Origin of the sequence: Sinomonas sp. R1AF57, from assembly GCF_002224485.1 — a bacterium.
Lineage (GTDB): Bacteria > Actinomycetota > Actinomycetes > Actinomycetales > Micrococcaceae > Sinomonas > Sinomonas flava.
Genome location: NZ_CP022463.1, coordinates 349,078 through 364,322, shown reverse-complemented (window position 1 = coordinate 364,322; position 15,245 = coordinate 349,078). Strand labels below are relative to the sequence as shown.

14 protein-coding genes are annotated in these 15,245 nt (G+C 72.2%); 8 read left to right on the top strand and 6 right to left on the bottom strand.

What is annotated here, in order from left to right:
• The first annotated feature begins 34 nt into the window (after positions 1-34).
• A complete protein-coding gene (locus tag CGQ25_RS01800) occupies positions 35-943 on the top strand; it encodes a polysaccharide deacetylase family protein (protein ID WP_255405501.1) in 909 nt (302 codons plus the stop codon).
• A gap of 48 nt (positions 944-991) precedes the next feature.
• Here the strand turns inward: CGQ25_RS01800 and CGQ25_RS01795 are convergent, their stop codons facing one another.
• Together CGQ25_RS01795 and CGQ25_RS01790 are read right to left on the bottom strand one after the other, a co-directional pair.
• Positions 992-1,708 (bottom strand): SRPBCC domain-containing protein, encoded by a 717-nt coding sequence (locus CGQ25_RS01795; protein WP_208711543.1) that lies wholly within the window; start codon positions 1,706-1,708, stop codon positions 992-994.
• Entirely contained in the window at positions 1,705-2,346 is a 642-nt protein-coding gene (locus tag CGQ25_RS01790) for a helix-turn-helix domain-containing protein (protein ID WP_208712812.1), read from the bottom strand. The genes CGQ25_RS01795 and CGQ25_RS01790 overlap by 4 nt, the downstream gene beginning before the upstream one ends.
• Before the next feature lie 142 nt (positions 2,347-2,488).
• Here CGQ25_RS01790 and CGQ25_RS01785 point away from each other — a divergent pair, with 142 nt between their 5' ends.
• Both CGQ25_RS01785 and CGQ25_RS01780 read left to right on the top strand, forming a co-directional pair.
• Positions 2,489-3,178 (top strand): hypothetical protein, encoded by a 690-nt coding sequence (locus tag CGQ25_RS01785; protein WP_208711542.1) that lies wholly within the window; start codon positions 2,489-2,491, stop codon positions 3,176-3,178.
• A gap of 95 nt (positions 3,179-3,273) precedes the next feature.
• Positions 3,274-3,948, top strand: coding sequence for a response regulator transcription factor (locus tag CGQ25_RS01780; RefSeq protein WP_208711541.1), 675 nt, complete (start codon positions 3,274-3,276; stop codon positions 3,946-3,948).
• Here CGQ25_RS01780 and CGQ25_RS01775 read toward each other — a convergent pair.
• Positions 3,945-5,639, bottom strand: a complete 1,695-nt coding sequence (locus CGQ25_RS01775) for a GAF domain-containing sensor histidine kinase (protein WP_255405500.1) — start codon at positions 5,637-5,639, stop codon at positions 3,945-3,947. The two genes, CGQ25_RS01780 and CGQ25_RS01775, sit on opposite strands and share 4 nt — an antisense overlap.
• A gap of 194 nt (positions 5,640-5,833) precedes the next feature.
• Between CGQ25_RS01775 and CGQ25_RS01770 the strand changes: the two genes are divergently transcribed.
• Positions 5,834-6,244 carry a four-helix bundle copper-binding protein gene (locus CGQ25_RS01770; RefSeq protein WP_208711540.1) on the top strand — a complete coding sequence of 137 codons (411 nt, stop codon included), beginning with the start codon at positions 5,834-5,836 and terminating at the stop codon, positions 6,242-6,244.
• 5 nt (positions 6,245-6,249) lie between these two features.
• Complete coding sequence (gene ppsA, locus CGQ25_RS01765; RefSeq protein ID WP_208711539.1) at positions 6,250-8,676, top strand: phosphoenolpyruvate synthase; 2,427 nt, start codon at positions 6,250-6,252, stop codon at positions 8,674-8,676.
• Positions 8,677-9,065: 389 nt separating this feature from the next.
• On the opposite strand, the gene CGQ25_RS01760 is transcribed toward ppsA, so the two are convergent.
• Positions 9,066-9,491 carry an Hsp20/alpha crystallin family protein gene (locus CGQ25_RS01760; protein ID WP_208711538.1) on the bottom strand — a complete coding sequence of 142 codons (426 nt, stop codon included), beginning with the start codon at positions 9,489-9,491 and terminating at the stop codon, positions 9,066-9,068.
• A gap of 135 nt (positions 9,492-9,626) precedes the next feature.
• Positions 9,627-12,503 (bottom strand): phosphoenolpyruvate carboxylase, encoded by a 2,877-nt coding sequence (ppc, locus tag CGQ25_RS01755; RefSeq protein ID WP_208711537.1) that lies wholly within the window; start codon positions 12,501-12,503, stop codon positions 9,627-9,629.
• A 48-nt stretch (positions 12,504-12,551) separates the two neighbouring features.
• Here ppc and CGQ25_RS01750 point away from each other — a divergent pair, with 48 nt between their 5' ends.
• Genes CGQ25_RS01750 through CGQ25_RS01740 form a run of 3 tightly spaced genes read left to right on the top strand, consistent with a single transcriptional unit; the run spans position 12,552 to position 14,743 of the window.
• The gene (locus CGQ25_RS01750) at positions 12,552-13,517 is read left to right on the top strand and encodes a pseudouridine synthase (protein WP_208711536.1); all 966 of its coding nucleotides are present in this window, start codon (positions 12,552-12,554) and stop codon (positions 13,515-13,517) included.
• A 53-nt stretch (positions 13,518-13,570) separates the two neighbouring features.
• The gene (locus CGQ25_RS01745) at positions 13,571-14,089 is read left to right on the top strand and encodes an O-acetyl-ADP-ribose deacetylase (RefSeq protein ID WP_208711535.1); all 519 of its coding nucleotides are present in this window, start codon (positions 13,571-13,573) and stop codon (positions 14,087-14,089) included.
• On the top strand, positions 14,090-14,743 hold the full coding sequence (locus CGQ25_RS01740; protein WP_208711534.1) for a DedA family protein: 654 nt from the start codon (positions 14,090-14,092) through the stop codon (positions 14,741-14,743). It abuts the gene before it with no gap.
• 38 nt (positions 14,744-14,781) lie between these two features.
• On the opposite strand, the gene CGQ25_RS01735 is transcribed toward CGQ25_RS01740, so the two are convergent.
• On the bottom strand, positions 14,782-15,093 hold the full coding sequence (locus CGQ25_RS01735; RefSeq protein WP_208711533.1) for a hypothetical protein: 312 nt from the start codon (positions 15,091-15,093) through the stop codon (positions 14,782-14,784).
• Between the last annotated feature and the right edge of the window lie 152 nt (positions 15,094-15,245).

Genomic DNA, 15,245 nt, shown 5'->3' with positions numbered 1-15,245 from the left:
ACACTCTCGCTGCAGCCCAGCCAGGAGATCACCCGTGTCCACCGCAGTACCGCGCGGCTTCCGCATGCCCAGCCCGTCCCGTCGGACGGTCCTCGCGGCCGCCCTCGGCCTCGCCGCCCCCTCCCTCGCGGCCTGCGACGCGACGCCGGACGCCGCGCTCCCCCCGGAGCCGCCGGCCACCGACACCGCCCTACCCACGCCCAGCGCCACGGCGACCGCCACGCCCACGCGCCCCGCCGCGCCGTCGGCCGCCGAGATGCAGGCGCGCTTCGGCGCCGACGTCCCGCGCGAGTGGGGCCTCGAAGTCACCGGGACGGTGCTGCGCACGGGAACCACTGGCACCGCCCTGACCTTCGACGCGTGCGGCGGGCCCCAGGGGGCGGGGATCGACTCGCAGCTCATCGCGGCGCTGCGCTCCGCCAAGGTCCCCGCGACCCTGTTCCTCAACACGCGCTGGGTGGCCGCGAACAGGGCGCTCGCGCACGAGCTGGCCGCGGATCCGCTCTTCGCGATCGGCAACCACGGGTCGCGGCACCTGCCCCTCTCGGTGAAGGGCCGGGCGGCGTACGGGATCCCGGGCACGGCGAACATCGCCGAGGTCGTCGAGGAGGTGCGCGCCAGCCGGGACGCGCTCGAGCAGGAGCTCCAGCGCGACATCCCGTGGTTCCGCGCAGGGACGGCGCACATGGACGACGTCGCCGTGCGGATCTGCCGCTCCCTCGGGAACATCCCGGTGAACTTCAGCGTCAACGCCGACGCCGGCGCGACCTTCACGGCGGCCCAGGTCGCCACCCAGCTCGCGGGGCTCAAGGCCGGCGACATCGCGATCGGCCACATGAACCGCCCCGGCTCGGGGACGGCCGCCGGCTTCGCGAAGTCCCTGCCGGCCCTCGTGACACGCGGCCTCCGGTTCGAGACGCTCGCTGCGCTGAAGACGGCCTGACGGCAGGGACATGACCCCTCAACGCAGGAACATGACCCCGCAACGGGGCTAGGGGTAGAGCGTCCCGAGGTACTCGCCCCACGCCTGGGCGTGCTGCTCGGCGCGGGCCGAGCGCGCGGCGTCGGGCGCGGTGCCGAGCGAGAAGTCGTGGACCGTGAGGCCCAGACGGTCCCCGAAGAGGTTGCGGCCGAAGACGCGGACCATCGCCTCGTCCGTGCGCAGCCCGAGGAAGTACTCGTTCGCGTAGTCCACGGTGGCCTCGACCGGCCCGAGCCCGGGGAGGTCCAGGTCCTTCTTCTCGCCCTGGATCACGCCCGTGAGGGCGAACGCGGCGAGGAAGCGGTCGAACGCGTCCGGGGCGGTTGCCCCGTCGGGCCCCTGGACGTCCACGAACACGACCGGGCGGCCGTCGAAGTGCGCGAGGTACTCGCCGAGCGTGTGGAGGTAGAACGCGGTGTGCCTGAGGGCGCCGTCGTACTCCTGCTCCCAGTTGTCGGTGAGCACGCTCGAGTGCACGTAGTGCAGGTGCGTCCCGTCGGGCCCGGGCGTCAGGACATGCTCGAGCTGGTTGTACCAGCCGTCGGGGCCCTCCATGCGCTGCACGATGTGCTTCGGGTAGTCCTCGGTGAGCCGTCTGTGGGGGTAGAGGTCCTGGAGGGGGAACATCCAGGCGGCGGTGTCCTCGGTGACGGCCTTCCAGATCTGCTCGGGCGAGGCGCCGATCACCACGTCCTGCACGATCTCGAAGGGATGCTGCTCGGTCATGGCTGCACTTCCTTGGCTGGTGGGGGCTGATGGGGTTCCGGGCCGGCGGGAGGGCGGTCTTCCCTGAGCGCGGGATGGAGGGCGACGACGAGGCGGTGCCGCCGCCCCCCTGGCGCCGACGGCTCGTGGTACTTCGCGGCGAGGCGCGCCACCTCGGCGCCGAGCTCCGCCGCGAACGCCGCCCGGGACGCCGCGGACGCGAAGGTGATCTCGCCGTCGACCGCGTAGGTGGACAGCTGCTGCTTCGCCGCGACAGCCCCGGCGAGCAGCCGGCCGACCTCCCGCACCATGCGGGAGGCGAGGGCCAGCAGCCAGTAGGCACTGAAGCGGTCCCGCACGTGGGCCGGGTCCGGCTGGACCACCGAGAGCGCGGCGGGCGAGATGACGTATGATGCGGCGGTGGCCTGGAGCACGCGCTCCATGACGTTGCCCTTGCGCCGCTCCTCCACGAGGGCCACGAGCCCGTGCTCCTCGAGGGAGCGCAGGTGGTAGTTGACCTTCTGCCGCGGCAGGCCCACCTTCGCGGCGAGCCCGGCGGCCGACGACGGCGAGGCCAGCTCCCGCAGGAGTCTCGCCCTTAGGGGGTCCAGACTGGCGGCCGCTGCGGCAGCGTCCTCGATCACCACGATGTCCTGCACGCTTCCAGCGTGCATCCGACAATTTATCTTGTCAAGGAAAACGTATCCGCCGGGGCCTGCGGGTCGACCCGGCGTACCCTTGGATCAGCTACCGGCTGGGAGGCAGCAGCCCCTCGGGGCCCAGACCAGTCAAGGAGCAGCCATGTCGACGACACCACTCCCCCCGGCGCCCGCCCCGCTCGGGAGCCTCCCCGGCGACGCGTCTGCGGGCCTCGCCGGCTACACCGCCGCGGGGCTTGGCGCAGTTGCAGCGGCTGCCCTCGGAGTGATGTATGCCGTCGAGGTCCCCCGCGGCGGCCCATACGTCTTCGGCGCCGTGAACGACTTCACCGGCGGCCTGTTCTTCGCCGCCTCCATCCCCGTCATCGTCCAGATCCACCGGCGGCTCACTGCCGGGCCATGGAGCAGGGCGGCTCTCGGGGCAACGGTGACCGCTTCCGCCGGGGCCGCCGCGAGCGGGGTGCTGCTGTCGCTCGGCCTGATCGGCTTCGCTCCGTCGACGGTGGTCTCGGTCGCGGGCATCGTCACCCAGGCCGTCTGGACCATGCTCGCGAACCACAGGCTGTCCGGCCGGCCCCCGTACCCGCGGCGCCTGGCCCTGGCAGGCCGGGCGATCGGGGCCGGCATGCTCGTGGCCGTGCCCGTAGTCTGGGCGGGCCTCGCGGCGTCAGGCGCCCCGGCCCTGCAGACGGCCCTGCTCGCACTCGGCGGGGCGGTCGGAGGCGCCGCGTACCTCGCCTGGCCCGTCTGGCTCGCGTTCGCCGGGCGCAGGCTCACGGGCTCCGCGGTGCACCGGCGCCCGGCGAGGGGAGCCGCCGCCACGCCTGCCTGAGTCCCCGACACGCACGGCACTAAGTCCCTAGCCGCCCTCCCCCACGTAGCCCAGAATGGATCATCTGGGGACAGCCGATCAGGGAGGAGCACTCCGTGCACCACGAGACAGCGAGTGGGAGTGCCGGCGCGAAACCGCTCACAGTCTTCATCCTCGATGACCACGAACTGGTCCGCCGGGGCCTCCAGGAGCTCCTGGAGGGCGAGGGATTCGAGGTGGTCGGCACCTCCGGGACAGCGGCCGAGGCCACCCGCCGCATCCCGGCGCTGCACCCCGACGTGTCGGTGCTCGACGTCCGCCTTCCCGACGGGACCGGGATCGAGGTCTGCCGGGACGTCCACACGGTCGACCCCACCCTCTCGTGCGTCATGCTCACGAGCTACGACGATGAGCAGTCGCTCCGAGGGGCGATCCTGGCCGGCGCCAACGGCTATGTCCTCAAGGAGATCCGCGGCACGGAGCTCATCACCGCCCTCCGGCGCGCCGCCCGGGGCGAATCCCTCTTCGAGCCGGCAGTGAAGGAGAAGGCCCTCGCGGGCCTATCCACCATCGAGAAGCCGACCGACCCCCGGTTGGACCTGCTGAGCCCGCAGGAGCGCCGGGTCCTCGAGCTCATCGGGCAGGGCATGACGAACCGCGAGATCGGCGAGCACCTCTTCCTGGCCGAGAAGACCGTCAAGAACTACGTGTCGTCGCTGCTGGCCAAGCTCGGCTACGAGCGCCGCACCCAGGCCGCGCTGTTCATCGCCCGCAACCGCTCGGGCAGCTAGCCGGAGAGGGGCACTGCCCAGCGGAGGCGGGTCCCGCCGTCGTCCGAGGGCCCGACCTCGCAGGTCCCACCGAGCGCCTCCGCGCGCTGCTCGACGTTCTTCAGCCCGCTCCGGCGCGTCACCTCGCCCAGCCCGTCGCCGTCGTCGGCCACCACGAGCTCGAACCGCCCGGCGGCCACCGCAGCGCTGACCCGCAGCGAGTCGGCGTTCGCGTGCCGCACCACGTTGGAGACCCCCTCCGTGAGCACGGCGAGCGCCTGCCCGGCGACCTCCGCGGGCACGGCCGTGTCGATGGGGCCGTAGAGCTCGACCTTCGGCGCCGTGGGGAAGGAACCCGTGCCGTCCTGGACGACCTGGACGAGCCGCGCGCTCAGACTGTCCTTGCGCCGGGCCTCGTTGAGCGAGTAGATCGTGGTGCGAACCGCCGCGATCGTCTCGTCGAGCTCGGCGGTGATCGAGTCGATCTTCTCGTGCGCCGAGCCGACGGGCATGAAGCGCCTCAGGCCCTGGAGGCTCAGCCCGGCGGCGAAGAGCCGCTGGATGACCACGTCGTGGAGGTCCCTGGCGATCCGGTCCCGGTCGGTGAAGACGAGCAGCTCCTCGCGGAGCTTGTGCGAGCGGGCCACCTGCAGGGCCAGGGACGTGTAGGCGCAGTAGACGGAGGCCATCTCGACGTCGGCGGCCGGGAAGGGCGGCGCGTCGGCGGCCCTGCCCAGGACCATCGCGGCGACGTCCTGGCTCCCGGGCACCACGAGGACCTGCCGGATGCCGCTGTCGGCGACCCCGAACACCCCCTGCCCCTCGGACAGTATCGGCTTGCCGCTCGCGAGGGCCTCCGCGGCGAGCGCGACGGCGCCCGCACGGGCCACCTCGCCGAAGGCACCGGACGCCGGGCCCGCCACGACCGCCCACTCGACCTCCGCGCCCTCGCGCCACGGACGGGCGATGGCCACGAGAGCCGAGTCGGACAGCTCGAGCGCCTGCTCGGCCACGAGGTCCAGGCCCGCGCGCGGGTCGTCCATCCCCAGCACCTCGCCGGCCACGTCCATGCTCGCCTCGCGCCACCGCTGCCGCCGCTCCGTGTCGGCGAAGAGCCGGGCATTCTCGATGGCCACGCCGGCCGCCGCGGCGAGCGCCACGACGAGGTCCTCGTCCTCGGCGTTGAAGTCCTCCCCGTCCGCCTTCTCAGTGAGGTAGAGGTTGCCGAACACCTCATCGCGCACGCGGATGGGCACGCCCAGGAAGGTCCTCATGGGCGGGTGGTGGCGCGGGAAGCCGTACGAGTCCGAGTGGGTTCCGAGGTCGTGGAGCCGGATGGGGTGCGGCTCGTGGATCAGGAGACCCAGGACGCCGTGCCCGGTGGGACGGGGCCCGATCCTCTCGACCGTCTCCGGATCCATGCCGACTGTCACGAAGTGGCTCAGCGACGTCCCATCCGGGGCGAGGACCCCGAGTGCGGCGTACTTCGCCCCGACCAGCTCCCGGGCGGAGTTCACCACCCGGTCCAGGACCGCCTCGAGGGTGAGGTCCTCGGCGATGGACACGACGGCGGAGAGCAGGCCGCGCATGCGCTCCTGCGTCTCGAGCAGTTCGTGGGCCCGCGACACGAACTGCTTGAGCAGGTCCTCGATCCTGCTCGCAGCGGTCGCCGGGAAGATCGAGCCCGGCTCACCGTCAGCAGCTGCGTCCACGTTGCCTCCCACGTTTCAGTATGCCTACGCCGGCACCCTCCAACCACTCTCAAACACACACGTTTGCTCTTTCAAGCGAACACTCCGGGGACCAAAGACTCTCCCGCTGTTCCTCAGGGGCCGAAAGGATGGGAGAGGTGGGCGGGATCGCTGCCGAGTGCGCTCCTGCCCCGTCATGGATCAGGAGGCCCCTCATGTCGCATTCCCGTCAGGCACTCGTTGTGCACCCTGCCGCGCCGGACATGGGGGAGTCCCACCGCACCGCCCTGAGCGAGTGCATCGACGCGGCGCTCACGTGCGCCCAGGCATGCACCACGGGAGCCGACGCGTGCCTTGAGGAGCCCGAGGTCACCGCCCTGCGCCAGGCGATGCGGGCGCAGCAGAACTGCGCGGCGATCTGTTCGGCGAGCGCACAGATCCTCTCACGCTTCGGTTCCGACTTCGGCCCCACCCCCGCCTCCGTCCTGCGCGCGCTCGACGACCTCAGCGCCCTGTGCGAAGATGCCTGCCGCGTCCACGCCGGCGCCTACCCGCACTGCCGCGTCACCGCCGAGGCGTGCGCGCGGGTGCGGACCGCCGTCGTCGCCCTCTTCGCGGCGGTCTGAGCGCGATGAGCGCCCCGGCCCGCCCCGAGACGGAACTGGTCCTCGACTTCGAGGACGTCGGGATCGGCGACGTACCCCGCGTGGGAGGGAAGAACGCCTCGCTCGGCGAACTCACCCGCCACCTGCTGGCCGCCGGGGTCGCCGTCCCCGAGGGCTTCGCGACGACCTCGGCCGCCTACCGCCTGTACGTCGAGGCCAACGGGATCGGCGGCTCGCTCTCGACCCTCCTCGCCGCCTTCCGCGCAGGGCAGGCCACCCTGTCGCAGACCGGCTCCGCGGTCCGCGAACTCTTCCTCGCGGGCACCTTCCCCGAGCGGCTCACGACGGCGATCACCTCCTCGTACCGCCGGCTCGCCGAACGCCTCGGCCAGGACGCGCCCGCGGTGGCCGTGCGCAGCAGCGCGACGGCCGAGGACCTGCCCGAGGCGAGCTTCGCGGGACAGCAGGAGACCTTCCTGAACGTCACCGGCGAGCGGGCCCTGCTCGACGCGTGCCGGCGCTGCTTCGCCTCCCTCTTCACCGACCGGGCCATCAGCTACCGGGAGCTCCGGGGGATCGACCACCTCGACGTCGCCCTCTCCATCGGCGTCCAGCGCATGGTGCGCTCGGACCTGGCCGGCTCCGGGGTCATGTTCACCCTGGACACCGAGTCCGGGTTCCCCCGGGTGGTGGAGATCAGCGCCGCGTGGGGGCTCGGCGAGACGGTCGTGCAGGGGTCGGTGAACCCGGACGCGTACGAGGTGTTCTCTCCCCTGCTCGCCGAACCGGGGCTGCGGCCCATCATCGGCAGGAGCGCCGGCGCGAAGGAGCGCAAGCTCGTCTTCGCCCGCAGCGGCTCCGGGACACGCCTGCTGCAGACGTCCCGCCGGGAACGCGAATCCTTCGTGCTCGGCGACGACGAGATCCTCACGCTCGCCCGCTGGGCCGTCGCCGTGCAGGAGCACTACGGGCGGCCCATGGACATGGAGTGGGCCAAGGACGGCCTGACCGGCGAGCTGTTCATGGTCCAGGCGCGCCCCGAGACCGTCCAGGCCCGCCGCAGCGCCTCGGCCTTCCAGATCCACCACCTCACGGGCACGGGTCCGGTCCTGGCCCGCGGCGCGGCGATCGGGGACGCCATCGCCTCCGGCGAGGCGTGCATCATCTCCGACCCCTCCGAGATCGGGTCGTTCCGGGACGGCGCCGTCCTCGTCACCACCATGACCGATCCCGACTGGGTGCCGATCATGAAGCGCGCGTCCGGGATCGTCACGGACCATGGCGGCCCCACGAGCCACGCGGCGATCGTGAGCCGCGAACTCGGCGTGCCCGCCGTCGTGGGCACGGTCCACGGCACGGCGGCGATCACCGACGGCGAACCGGTCACCGTCTCGTGCGCGCAGGGCGCCGAGGGGCTCGTCCTCGGCGGCCTCATCCCGTTCACCGTCGAGGAGGCCGACACGGGGGCACTGTCCGAGACGCGGACCCGGATCATGGTGAACCTCGCGGACCCCTCCGCCGCGTTCCGCTGGTGGCGCCTGCCCGCCGCCGGCGTGGGGCTCGCGCGGATGGAGTTCATCATCAGCAACCTCATCCGCGTGCACCCGATGGCACTCGTGCACCCGGAGCGCGTCACCGATCCGGCCGACCGCGAGGCCATCGCGGAGCTCACACGCGGCTACGCCGACCCGACCGAGTACTTCGTGGACCGGCTCGCGACGGGCATCGCGAAGATCGCCGCGCCGTTCCATCCCGGCCCGGCCATCGTGCGCCTGAGCGACTTCAAGACCAACGAGTACGCGAACCTGCTCGGCGGCGCGGCGTTCGAGGAGGCCGAGGAGAACCCCATGCTCGGCTTCCGCGGCGCCTCGCGCTACCACGACGACCGCTACCGGGAGGGCTTCGCCCTCGAGTGCCGGGCCTTGAAGAAGGCGCGCGAGGAGCTCGGGTTCGCCAACGTCGTCGTGATGGTGCCGTTCTGCCGGACGCCGGCGGAGGCGGACGCCGTGCTCGCCGCGATGGCCGAGCACGGCCTGGCCCGCGGGGAGAACGGGCTCAAGGTCTACATGATGTGCGAGATCCCCTCCAACGTGGTGCTGGCCGAGCAGTTCGCCGAGCGCTTCGACGGGTTCTCCATCGGCTCCAACGACCTCACGCAGCTCGTCCTCGGCGTGGACCGCGACTCGGAGCGGCTGGCCGCCCTCTTCGACGAGCGCGAGGAGGCCGTGACCGTCATGATCGCCGAGGCCATCCGCAAGGCCCATGCCTCGGGCATCCCCATCGGGATCTGCGGGCAGGGGCCGAGCAACCACCCGGACTTCGCCGAGTTCCTCGTGGGCGAGGGCATCGACTCGATCTCCCTCAACCCCGACAGCTTCCTGAGGACCGTGCCCATCATCGCTGCGGCGGAGGGCAGGGCCGAAGGAGACCCAGGCGGCGCGGAGCGCCCCTGAGGGAGGGGCAGCACAGGCCAGCGCCGTCAGGAGGGGAGCCAGGTGTCAGATGGGGGGATCTGGCTCCCCACCCCATCTCGGGTACGCCAAACACGCCCCCACACCATCTCGGGTACGCGAAATGCACCTCCACACCATCTCCGGTACGCACGACGGCGGGTGCCCCACGGCGGCGCCCGGCCCGCCGGCGTCGTGCGTGCGGTCCCGGGCAGAGACGGCGGTCCGAGGCAGCTGCGCTGCGTACCCGTGTCCGCGTACCCGGAACGCCCCCCAGCGGATTGTGGCGCACCCGAAACGTCGGGCGGCGACTGCTGGCGTACCCGAGAACGCGGGAGGGGGACTTGTCTGTACCCGAGACAAGTCCCCCTCCAGCGGCTGCTGCCCCGGCGTCAGCCCCGCGTCACCTGGATCTTGGCCGGCGGCGGGGTCGGCGGCTGGGACGGGACAGGGACCCTCACCTCGAGGACGCCGTCCTTGTACGAGGCGGTGACGTCGTCCGCCGTCGCGCCCTCCGGCAGGGGCAGGGTCCGGGAGAAGGAGCCGTAGCGGAATTCGGAGCGGTAGGAGTCCTTCTCCTTCTGCTCGGACCTCTCCTCCCGGAACGCGCGGATGTGGAGTGCGCCGTCCCTGATGCTCACGTCGACGTCCTTCTCCGGGTCGATCCCGGGGAGCTCGGCCCGGACCACGAGCGAGTCGCCGTCGCGGACCTCCTCGACCTTGATGCCACCAGCCTGGGCGGCATCGCCCTCGAAGAGCCTCTCGATCAGCTCGAACGGCGTCCTGCGATTGTCGAACCACCTGGCCAGCTCTGACATTGCGTTTCCCTTTCTCGCGGCGGGCCCGGTCGGTCCGCCCCTTCCAGCATGCCGCGCACCGCTGGCCGAGGTGAAGGCCCTTGGTCCCCGCGCCGCGCACGGCATCCTGAGCGGCCCCCGGCCCCGGCGCGCCCCCTATCCAGTGTTGCGCAGGCCCGCCGCGACCCCGTTGATCGTGATCAGGAGGGCGCGCTGCAGCTTGTCCGCGGCCTCGCCGTCCGGGACGTCCCTGCCCCGGACGTCCCCGCCCCGCGCGCCCGAGCGGATGCGGCGCAGCAGCTCGACCTGGAGGTAGCTGATGGGGTCGAGGTACTGGTCGCGGATCTCGAGGGTCCGCTTGAGGGTCGGCGCCGTGTCGAGCAGCTCGGTCTCCCGTGCGAGGCGGCGGACCTCCGCCACGGTGAGCTCGTACTCGGCCCGGATCGCGTCGAAGAACCGGTGCAGCTTCGCCGGGACGAGGGTCGAGACGTAGTGGGACGCGATCTCGAGGTCGGTCTTGGCCAGCGTCATCTCGACGTTCGAGATCACCGAGCCGAAGATCGGCCAGCGCTCGAACATCTCCCGCAGCTCGCTGCCCTTCCCGGCCTCCCGCGCGGCCCGCAGCCCGGAGCCGACCCCGAACCACCCGGGGACGATCTGCCTCGACTGCGTCCACCCGAACACCCAGGTGATGGCCCGCATCCCCTCGAGCCCCGGCAGCCCGTCGGACGCCGTGTGGGAGTCGGGCCGGCGCGCGGGCCGCGAGCCGATGTTGAGCTGCTCGAGGAGCTCGACCGGCGTCGAGGCCATGAAGTAGGCCGGAAGGTCGGGGTCATCGATCAGGGTCCGGTACCGCGCGAACGCCGCCTCGGAGACGAGATCCATGAGGGCGCTGAACCGCTCGCGGTCCCCGAGGGCGGTGTGCGGGTCCCGGTGGAGCGCGGTGGCGCGCATGACGGCGGCGAGGGAGAGCGCGAGGTTGTCCCGCGCCAGCCCCGGCAGCGAGTACTTGTCGCTGATCACCTCGCCCTGCTCGGTGAACTTGATCTCCCCCTCGAGCACGCCGTTGGGCTGGGCCATGATCGCCTCGTGGGTCGGGCCGCCGCCCCGGCCCACTGAGCCGCCGCGCCCGTGGAAGAGCCGCAGTCGCACCCCGTGCCGGGCCGCGACGTCGCGCAGGGCCCGCTGAGCCTTGTGGATCTCCCACTGGCTCGTGAACACGCCGGACTCCATGTTGGAGTCCGAGTACCCCAGCATGACCTCCTGGAGGTCCCCCCGCAGCCGGACGAGCTCCCGGTACGCCGGGTCGGCCAGGAGGGCGTCCACGATCTGGGCGGCCTCGCGCAGCTCGTCGAGCGTCTCCAGCAGCGGCGCGAACCCGATGTGGGCGTACGGCTCCTCCCCGAAGATCCGCACGAGCCCGGCCTCCCGCGCCAGCAGCGCGGCGGCCAGCACGTCGTCGGGACCCCGGGTCACGGACACGATGTAGGTCTCGATGACGTCCGGCCCCAGACGCCTCCGGGCCTGCCGGATCACGCGCATCGTCTCGTAGACCCTGCCCGCGTGCCCGGGGAGCATCACGGGGTGCCCTGTGAGCGGCCGCCGCGAGGCAAGCTCCCGGCTCAGAACACCCTGGCGCTCCTCGCGCGAGAGCTCGAGGTACGGGCGCGGCAGCTCGGCCAGGGGATCGAGCAGCAGCCCCACGGCCTCGTGGTGGTAGTCGGCGTGCTCGCGGATATCCAGAGTCGCGAGGTGGAGCCCGCACGAGGCGAGGACCCGGCGTGCGCTGCCCAGCACGCCGTCGGCCGCGAGCGGCGAGTGGGCACGCAGCGAGCGCTCGATCACGTCGAAGTCGGCCGCGAGCTGCTCGGTGTTGACATAGTCGCGGCCGGGCTCGTGCGCGGAGCCCGAGGCGACGCGCCGGCCAGTGTTGAGAAGCTTGGCCTTGATGCACGTGAGCTTGAGCCGGTAGGGCTCGTGCGCGTTGAGCTCGAGCACGCGTGGATCCAGCGACGGCAGCCTGGCCAGATCGGTCCGGATCGACTCCTCGAGCTCCGGTCCCACGGAGGTGAGGTCGGTGGAGTTGGACAGGGAGCTGATGAGCTCGTCGACGATCCCTACCGCGATCCGGACCGCCGTCTGGTTCTGCAGCCCCAGGATCTCCCGCGTGACGTCCGGGGTGACGTTGGGGTTGCCGTCCCGGTCACCGCCGATCCAGGAGCCGAACCGCAGGGTCGCCCGACCCGGAGGGAGGGTGACGCCGTGCTCGGCGAGGAGGTCTGCGAGGTCGTCGAGGACCTCGGGCAGGGCGCGGGCGAAGATCTCGCCGAGGTAGTAGACGGCGTTGCGCGCCTCGTCCAAGGGCGCGGGGCTGACCAGGCGCACCTCGTCGGTCTGCCACATCTGGTCGATGATCTCCGCGAGGTGGCGGTCCTGGCGGCGCCGCAGGGCGGTTCCCTCCTCGGAAGGGACCTCGAGGATGCGGTCGATCGCGCGCAGCTTGTCCAGGACGGATCGGCGGGTCGCCTCCGTCGGGTGCGCCGTGAAGACGGGACGCACGTCGAGGGAGTCGACGGTCCGCTGCAGGGCCTCCGCCCCGCCCTGGGCCGCGATGTCGCGGACAGCGGCGGCCAGCCACCCGGCGTCGTCCGCGACGTCCCTGAGCTCGCGCACCCGGTGCAGCTGCTCCGCCGCGTTGGCCAGGTGGAAGTAGAACGCGAAGGCGCGGACCAGCTCGGTCGCCTCGTCGAGCGGCAGGGAGGCGAGGAGCTCGCGGACCTGGGCGGCGACGTCGGCCGCGTTCCACGGCCCGAGCGCCCCCGCGCCGCCGCGCGCGGCCTCCTTGGACTCCTTGGTCAGGAGGCGCACCTCCTCCACGAGGCGCAGGAGCCCGGGGCCGTGCTGGCGCACGAGCGATTCGCCCAGCAGCGTCGAGACGCGGCGGACGTCGGCTCGCAGCTCCGCCGCCGGCTCCGCGGCGGGGGCTGTGTCTGCCGCAGAGGCGGCATCAAGGGCATCGGCGGGCGCAGGCATGGCACTCCAGAAGCTAGGGTTCCAGCGCGAGGATACCCTTGAATGGTGATGAAATCCCCTCTCCCTGTGCGCGACGGCGTCAACGCCACCCGGCTGCGGCTGCCCGCGGAGGGGCCGTGGGAGACCGCGCTGGACTACATGCTCCACCGGTGGGGCCACATCGACCCCGAGGGCATCCTCGAGAGGTTCGACGGCGGCGAGATCGTCGGGATGGACGGCTCGCCCCTGCACCGGGGCACCCCGCTCGAGGAGCACACGTTCATCTGGTACTACCGCACCCTCCCCGCCGAGGAGCGCCTCCCGGTCGAGATCTCGGTGCTCCACCGGGACGAGCACGTGCTCGTCGCGGACAAGCCCCACTTCCTGCCGACCACCCCAGGCGGGACGTACATCCAGGAGTCGGCACTCGTGCGGCTGCGGAACCAGCTCGCGCTGCCGGACCTCATCCCCATGCACCGCCTCGACCGCATGACCGCCGGGGTGCTGCTGTTCTCCGTGAACCCGGAAACGCGCGGGAAGTACCAGGTGCTCTTCGAGCGGCGCGCCGTGCAGAAAGAATACGAGTGCGTCTCTGCGTTGGAACCTTCCGCGCTCTCCCCTGCTGTTGGTACGCACGACGCCGCGTGGGCGGCCGAGCGGTTCGCCGCGCCCGCCGTCGTGCGCAACAGGATGGTGAAGAGCCGGGACTACCTCCTGGCCTCGGTGGTGGACGGCGAACCGAATGCCGAGACGCGCGTGACGCTCGAGCGGGTCGGCGGCCCGGACGACTCGCCGCGGGCGCTGTTCCGGCTCGAGCCGCACACGGGCAAGACGCACCAGCTGCGGGTGCACATGGCCGGCCTCGGGGTTGGGATCATGCATGACCCCTTCTATCCGGTGCTCCTGGACAAGGCGCCCGACGACTACACGCGGCCGCTGCAGCTGCTGGCCCGCGGCATCAGCTTCCGGGACCCGATCTCCGGGCAGGACGTCGAGTTCCGCAGCCGGCTGACCCTGCAGGAGGCCCCGGCCTGACCGTTGCGGGGTCCCTGCCGCCGCGTTGCGGGGTCCTGGCGCACACTGGACCTATGCGGATCGAGATCGTCGAGGGCGACATCACGAAGCGGGACGTCGACGCGATCGTCAACGCGGCGAACTCCTCGCTGCTCGGCGGCGGCGGGGTGGACGGCGCCATCCACCGTGCAGCCGGGCCGGAGCTTCTCGAGGCCTGCCGGGAGCTGCGCCGCGGCCGGCTGCCGCAAGGCCTCCCGGTCGGGGCCGCCGTCGCCACGCCGGGGTACCGGCTCGCGGCCCGGTGGGTCATCCACACCGTGGGGCCGAACTGGCACGCCGGCGAGCGCGACCAGGCCCTCCTCGCGTCCTGCTTCTCCGAGAGCCTTGCGGTGGCAGCTGACCTGGGCGCCGCATCAGTGGCCTTCCCCGCGATCTCGGCGGGCATCTACGGGTGGGACCGCAGGGTTGTCGCCTCGACGGCTGTCGGAAGCGTCCTGACGGCGGACGCCGGCGGCGTGGAGGTCGTCGAATTCGTCCTGTTCGGGCCGGAGATGGCGGCCGCGTTCCGGACAGCGCTGCGCGAGGTGGGCTGAGTGGACCCAGCTCTCGCCGACGGGCTCTCGGGCCCCTGGGTGCTCGTCTGGCTCACCGTGCTGGTAGTGCTGGACGGCTTCATCCCGCCGGTCCCGTCGGAGGTCGCGCTCGTAGCGGCGGGCAGCCTCGCCGTGGAGGGGCGGATGAACGCCGTCGTGCTCGTGCTGCTCGGCACGCTGGGCTCGTGGCTGTCCGACATCGGGGTGTACCTGCTCTTCCGGCACCGCATGACCGGCTTCCTCGACCGCACCGGCTGGGGCCGGCAGACGCACCGGACAGTGCGGCGCGTGGTCGAGAGGTTCGGGGCATCGTCGACCTACGGGGCGATCATCGGCGTCCGCTTCCTCGCCGGGGGGCGCCTCGCCGCGAGCGCCACAGCCGGTGTGGGCGAGGTCCCGATGCGGCGATTCGCGGGCGCCGCAGCCATCGGAGGCCTCCTGTGGTCTCTGTGGCACGTCGCGCTCGGATACGTGACCGGACGTGCCACAGGGCTCCCCTTCTGGACGAGCGCCGTGATCGGCACTGGAGTGGGGGTCGCGGTGGGCCTCACGGTCGCCGCGGTCGTGGCGGCGCGGCATCGGCGGGGCAAGCACCGTGCAGAACTGCATCATCCAGAGCCCATTCCGCCCGAGAACGGCCCCGAAGCGCCGTGAGTTGTGTAGAAATGCGCGGCTGAGGGTCCGAGGCGGCCCTAGAGGCCGAGGGGCACCCAGCGCCCCCGCGACCGGCGCAGGACCTGGAGGCGTCCGGTCGTCGCGACGTCCTCGACGGCGTCCTGCACCGCGAGGGCGGCCCGGCGGGCGGCGGCGACCTCGTCGCTGTCATTCTCGGCCTCGACGAGGAAGCGGAGGGTGATCTGCGGCACGCCGCGGACGATGTCTATCTGGTCGGCCTCGACGTGGTGCATGGAGGCCAGCGCCCCGCGCGCCGCGTCCATGACCCGCTCCGGTGGGTTGCCCGGGCGCAGGCCCGTGATCTGAAGGACGGCGCGGTAGGAGGGCATGAGCCCACGCTACCGCGCCGCCGTCGGGCCCGGTCGGGCCGGCGGTCGGCCCCCGGGTCAGCCGAAGAGGGCAGAGGCCTTCATGAGGGTCGTGGCGATCCCGTAGAGCAGCGGAACTCCTACGAGGATCCAGCCCAGAGCGAGTCGTGCGG